At 31.1% G+C, this 5,949-nt stretch carries 6 protein-coding genes; 1 reads left to right on the top strand and 5 read right to left on the bottom strand.

The annotated features are described in order from the left end of the window. The 5 genes from MKL51_RS11360 to MKL51_RS11340 form a co-directional block, all read right to left on the bottom strand. A partial coding sequence (locus MKL51_RS11360) for an IS30-like element ISAba125 family transposase (RefSeq protein ID WP_079396101.1) occupies positions 1 to 938 on the bottom strand: 938 nt, incomplete at its 3' end. 37 nt (positions 939 to 975) lie between these two features. Beyond that, positions 976 to 2,847 carry a carbamoyltransferase C-terminal domain-containing protein gene (locus MKL51_RS11355; RefSeq protein ID WP_270904317.1) on the bottom strand — a complete coding sequence of 624 codons (1,872 nt, stop codon included), beginning with the start codon at positions 2,845 to 2,847 and terminating at the stop codon, positions 976 to 978. Between the two features lie 6 nt (positions 2,848 to 2,853). Beyond that, on the bottom strand, positions 2,854 to 3,564 hold the full coding sequence (locus MKL51_RS11350) for a hypothetical protein (protein WP_005066662.1): 711 nt from the start codon (positions 3,562 to 3,564) through the stop codon (positions 2,854 to 2,856). Beyond that, complete coding sequence (locus tag MKL51_RS11345; RefSeq protein WP_227591713.1) at positions 3,554 to 4,225, bottom strand: hypothetical protein; 672 nt, start codon at positions 4,223 to 4,225, stop codon at positions 3,554 to 3,556. The genes MKL51_RS11350 and MKL51_RS11345 overlap by 11 nt, the downstream gene beginning before the upstream one ends. Positions 4,226 to 4,302: 77 nt before the next feature. Continuing rightward, on the bottom strand, positions 4,303 to 4,509 hold the full coding sequence (locus MKL51_RS11340) for a hypothetical protein (RefSeq protein WP_005066667.1): 207 nt from the start codon (positions 4,507 to 4,509) through the stop codon (positions 4,303 to 4,305). 502 nt (positions 4,510 to 5,011) lie between these two features. On the opposite strand from MKL51_RS11340, the gene MKL51_RS11335 reads away from it, so the two are divergent. Continuing rightward, the coding region (locus MKL51_RS11335) for an IS30-like element ISAba125 family transposase (protein WP_079396101.1) at positions 5,012 to 5,949 on the top strand (938 nt) is incomplete at its 3' end.

Here is a 5,949-nt window from a genome sequence, read left to right as displayed (position 1 = left end):
TTTCTAGGACGAGTATTCAGTGACATGGCAACTTGATTTAAATAATGCTGATCTGCCTGATTTAAATCAATCCCTTTAGGTAAATATTGCCTAATTAAACCATTCATATTTTCGCATGTGCCTTTTTGCCAAGGTGAATGTGGGTCACAGAAATATACATCTATGCCTAAATCTTCTTCGAGTATTTTATGTTCTGACATCTCGCGTCCACGGTCATAGGTCAACGTTTTACGCAGTTCTGCAGGTAAATATTTCAGAGCTTCAGTTAAAGCCTTGCGCACTGATTCTGCCTTTGCATCAGGTAATGTTGCCAAGATACAGAGCCGTGTATTTCGTTCAATAAGTGTTGCTATCGAACTTTTATTGTCTTTACCTTTAATTAAATCAGCTTCCCAATGACCCGGTATTTTTCTTTCTTGAACTTCGGCTGGGCGCTCATGAATAGTTTTAATATCCTGTAATATAGAATCTTTTTTAGGTTCACCGTTAGCTTTTCGCTTTTTATTTTCATGACGCAGACAGGATAATAAGTCTTTTTTCAACTCACCCTTGGGTAATGCTCGTATCGTTGAATAAATCGTTGTATGGCTTACATTCATTGTTTGATCCAAATCAGGAAATGTCTTTAAACGCTTTGCTATTTGCTGAGGAGACCATAAACAACGGATCGCTTCAACAATAAATTTCCAGAGGATTGAATCGATTTTGAGTTTTCTGTGACCACGTCTACGTCTAGCGAAGGTGTTATCAGAAGCATATCGAGCTTGATAAACGTCATTGATGCTATTTCTTTTAAGCTCACGATAGATCGTACTAGGATGTCTTTTAATGAGTTCAGCAAATTTTCTGGCTGAAAAGCCTTCTTTTCTTGACTCAAGCATTAATGCAGTACGATCTTCAAAGTTAAGATGATGGTATGACAATTTTATATACTCCATAAACCCTTTAAATTAATTAGGTGGTTTATGTCGCACTTCAAGTTTTACTCTGCCGTTGATTAAACAAAAATAATCTTTTTAGAGGCTCTTCTTTAATTATTAAAGAAATATCATTTAAGCTTAGAATGAGATCATCATTTAAATTGAGAGATCCATCATTAAACTTTTTAAGTATAAAAATATTATTATTAATTCTATATTTATTATCTCTTATTGCTTCGGTGAAATAATTGTTTCTTTCGACTAAATAGTTATCTATTAATAAATAATCAACATCAATTTTTTTTAGATACCAATCTATTGCTTGATTATAATTTTCTATAATAGGCTCATCTGGACCATTGAAAGATGTGTTAACTAATACGCCTAAACCTGTTATTTCTTTAAATTTTGTTATTAAATCATATAACCAAGGATCATCTTCATAATCTAGCGTTTGGCATCTTGTCGTATTATCTGGATGTTCTAAAGCTGGCATTTTTCTTAGATTACTATCAGATATATTATATGAGAACGTCATCCAAGAGCTATTTAAGGGACCGTGAAAGATATTTCCTATTTCTTCTTTTAGAATAATAGGTGCAACTGGTCTCCATGACTGTCTCTTCTTTATTTTGTTTAATTTGTTTTTTGTACTATCCAATAATGGAGAGGCCAATATACTTCGTCCACCAAGTGCTCTTGGGCCAAACTCTGAGCGACCTGAACAACGAGCAAATATTTTTCCATCGAATATTAATTTTGCTACTTCATGGGTATTCATTTTTTTGAATGAAATGAAATGTTTATACTCTTTATTTAAAATATCTATATCTAGTTCATATTTGGTACCAAGTCTATCCGTTGTAACTTTTTTAACCTGATCTTTAAGTTTAACTGCACCCCAAAATGCACAACCAATTGATATTCCAGCATCATTTGGTGCACTTGGTAAACTAACACTATCGAAAAAACTACTGTTATAGATTTTAGAATTAGCTAAAATATTAAGAAAAGAGCCGCCTGCTAATGCGATATCCTTTAAACCTGTTAATTCTGATGCTTTCTTTGCATAATGTAAAAGTATATTTTCGGCAGCATTTTGACAACTATCTGCCAAATAAAATTTAGTTTCATCTGTTAATGTAAATTGATCATTATTATTTGAGGGTAATTTATATAGCATCTGTTGCCAATTATTATGATATATGATTTCTCCATCTTCTTCTTCAAAAATTTTTATTAATTCTTTACGTTTGTTATAGGCTGCTAGGGCCATCAAGGAGCCATGTTGCCCCTCTTTATTAAAAATTAATCTACTAACATTTTCATATAAGGCTCCAACACTTTGAATTATCGAAAAGTTATTAGGGTGAGGAATTTGGCTTTCTCTATATTTTAAATCAAAGTATTCACCTAATTTAATTTTATAAATACTTAAATTTTCAGATTTAAGTTTGACTGGTTTTTTACATTCAATTATTGAATTATACCATTCCGAAAACTTCATTTCATAATCTTTTAATTCTTCAGTAGCTGATCCAGCATAATCAGATACTAATACACAAATTTCTTTTTTAGGTGCATAACTTGAAGCACAATAAGCATGAGCTAAATGATGTGAAATAACGTAATGATTATTTGAATAGGGATCAAAATCATCAAAATCCTCTTCTATAACCGAATGCTGAAATCCTACACCTCCTCTTGCAGTACCCTGAAAAGAAGACACAATAATATCAACCTGTTCGATTGAAAATCCAAAAGATTCTAAAAAATTCTTTATTTCTAGTCTCTTTGATAAACCATGACAAACGAAGTTTTTTATTCTGGTTATTCGTTCTAATTGTGTAGCTGCTATAAGCGTACCATCTTGAACTAATGCTAATGAAGCATGATGTCCTAAATGAATTCCTAATGATAGTCCCATTATTATTTATCCTCTAGGAGTAAATCCAATTGTTAAAATTCCAATTGACTCATTAACAGATAGTTGTGATCTTCCATGTACTATGGAATCACCATAAGTAATCATTATTTCTCCAGGCTTGAAATAATATTTTCTCATTTTTTCTCCATTAATATCAAATACATATAAGAAAGAATTTTTATTTCCCACTGCTTCATGCCATAGATTTATATTTACATTTATCGAGAAACTTGTTGTATCTACATGCGCAGCCAATCCATCTCCAACTTTCTCATAAAATAAATAGCTTGCTATTCCTGTTGGAGTTGATTGCGTAGTATAAGTAGTGACAAGTTCATTTAGCTCATTTGACAATGCAATTCTATCTGCAATCGTTCCTCCTAATCCTAAATAATGTCCAATTTGTTTAATTGCTCTTGGTCGTACTTCATTTTTTGCTTCATTAATAAGCTGATTTAGCAATTTATCAGTCATGAAGCTAGGTCTTCCAAAGTAATTAACCCCGGTTTCAGAAATTTTATTATGATTTTGAATTCTTGAGATCAAATATGCATACTCTTTGAATAAGGATAGTTCTTCATTATTCTTTGGCAATACTCCATTTGGACATATTTCCTGGATAGCCATAGATAAACTTCCTCTTAATAAGGCTAACTCCTTAGAGTTAAGTTTATCTTTAATTTTTAAAATTGATTCAGAAAAACTTTCAATTACCATTTAATATCTCCAAATTTTTTAATGGGAAGCCATAGGACATAATGCATACTTCCTCTCCTTTCTTTAAAGTAGTTCTTGCATGTACAGTTGTTTTTGCCCAAAATATTATATAGTCACCTGGTTTTAAATTTAATTCTATGGGATCTGATAACATTGGATATAAAATTAATTTTGATGAATCATTTATATTGTAATTATGCTTTAGCATAATAATCATGTTTATACAGAAATCTTCAATATCTATATGTGGATATGCTAATTCACCTTCATTATAAAAATTATAATTACTATTAACCTTTCCATTAAATTTTATTTTATTTTCTTTGAAAATTGTTTTGATAAAATTTTGAAAACTACTGCTATTAAAAAATTTTTTTGACTCAGAACTAGCAATATTCCATCTATGTGCTTTTTTAGGAACAGTTAGACAGTTTTTTTTTAATAATTCCGCCTCTTCACTTAAATATTTAAGCTGTTTTGAGTCTAAGAAATCAAGATGGCCTCTAGAAATTATTGAATGACCAATTTCTTCATTCATTAGTCTAATTACTTGAATAGCAACTCTTAAATAATCTGGAATATCATACCATTTTATATATATTTCTCTCTGTAAATCAGGAATTACAGCCAACGCATGTTTAAATATCTCTTCATTACTCAAAGTAGAAACCATCCCTTTTTTTATGTTAATTAAACTATAAAAGCTATTGTTAATAGCTTTTATAGTCGAATCTTTCTCTACATTTGATGTATAGACATTGGCTTGGCGTATGCTCCTCCTGAAACTAACACGGCTTCTTCTTCAGATAGGGTTTCTCCACGTTTCTTAGCTAACACTAGCATTTTCTTTAATGCGGATTCAGCCTCTCCATTAATACCTTCATTAGTTAGTTTTTCTTTAATTGAATCTAACGCATTTTCTTGATGTATTGCATTTTTTTTCATAATAAATTTCCTTTAAATAATAATGCCAAAAATATGGCACTTAATTTTTTATCATAAGTTAAAAATATATAAAATATTGTTTTTAATTTTATTGTTATTTTATTGTATATTATTTTATAAAGCCTTAAAAATTAAGTAGTTTAGCACTATTTAATTCAATAATTATTTTAGTGCACCATAATGTTGCAATTATAAAATGTGTTTTATTAGATGATAAATAATTTTAAAAAATATAATATTTAACATATTTGAGGGGTGTTTTAATGGTGCAATTATAAATGTATTTCACTAAATAATATTTAAGAATCAATATACTATTAATTCGGTTGCAAGGTACCATAATAGTGCATTTTGATTAAATATTTATAGTAGTTTATGACCTTGTTGCGTAAATATTTAAAAATTTCCTCTTTTCTAACTAATTCTAAGTTACAACTTGGGTAAAGGGGGCAGAGTAAAACTTGAAGTGCGACATAAACCACCTAATTAATTTAAAGGGTTTATGGAGTATATAAAATTGTCATACCATCATCTTAACTTTGAAGATCGTACTGCATTAATGCTTGAGTCAAGAAAAGAAGGCTTTTCAGCCAGAAAATTTGCTGAACTCATTAAAAGACATCCTAGTACGATCTATCGTGAGCTTAAAAGAAATAGCATCAATGACGTTTATCAAGCTCGATATGCTTCTGATAACACCTTCGCTAGACGTAGACGTGGTCACAGAAAACTCAAAATCGATTCAATCCTCTGGAAATTTATTGTTGAAGCGATCCGTTGTTTATGGTCTCCTCAGCAAATAGCAAAGCGTTTAAAGACATTTCCTGATTTGGATCAAACAATGAATGTAAGCCATACAACGATTTATTCAACGATACGAGCATTACCCAAGGGTGAGTTGAAAAAAGACTTATTATCCTGTCTGCGTCATGAAAATAAAAAGCGAAAAGCTAACGGTGAACCTAAAAAAGATTCTATATTACAGGATATTAAAACTATTCATGAGCGCCCAGCCGAAGTTCAAGAAAGAAAAATACCGGGTCATTGGGAAGCTGATTTAATTAAAGGTAAAGACAATAAAAGTTCGATAGCAACACTTATTGAACGAAATACACGGCTCTGTATCTTGGCAACATTACCTGATGCAAAGGCAGAATCAGTGCGCAAGGCTTTAACTGAAGCTCTGAAATATTTACCTGCAGAACTGCGTAAAACGTTGACCTATGACCGTGGACGCGAGATGTCAGAACATAAAATACTCGAAGAAGATTTAGGCATAGATGTATATTTCTGTGACCCACATTCACCTTGGCAAAAAGGCACATGCGAAAATATGAATGGTTTAATTAGGCAATATTTACCTAAAGGGATTGATTTAAATCAGGCAGATCAGCATTATTTAAATCAAGTTGCCATGTCACTGAATACTCGTCCTAGAAA

The organism is Acinetobacter sp. AOR18_HL (assembly GCF_027855145.1).
GTDB classification, from domain to species: Bacteria; Pseudomonadota; Gammaproteobacteria; order Pseudomonadales; family Moraxellaceae; genus Acinetobacter; species Acinetobacter pittii.
Note: the sequence above shows the minus strand (reverse complement) of the source record. Positions and strands in the feature narration are given on the sequence as shown.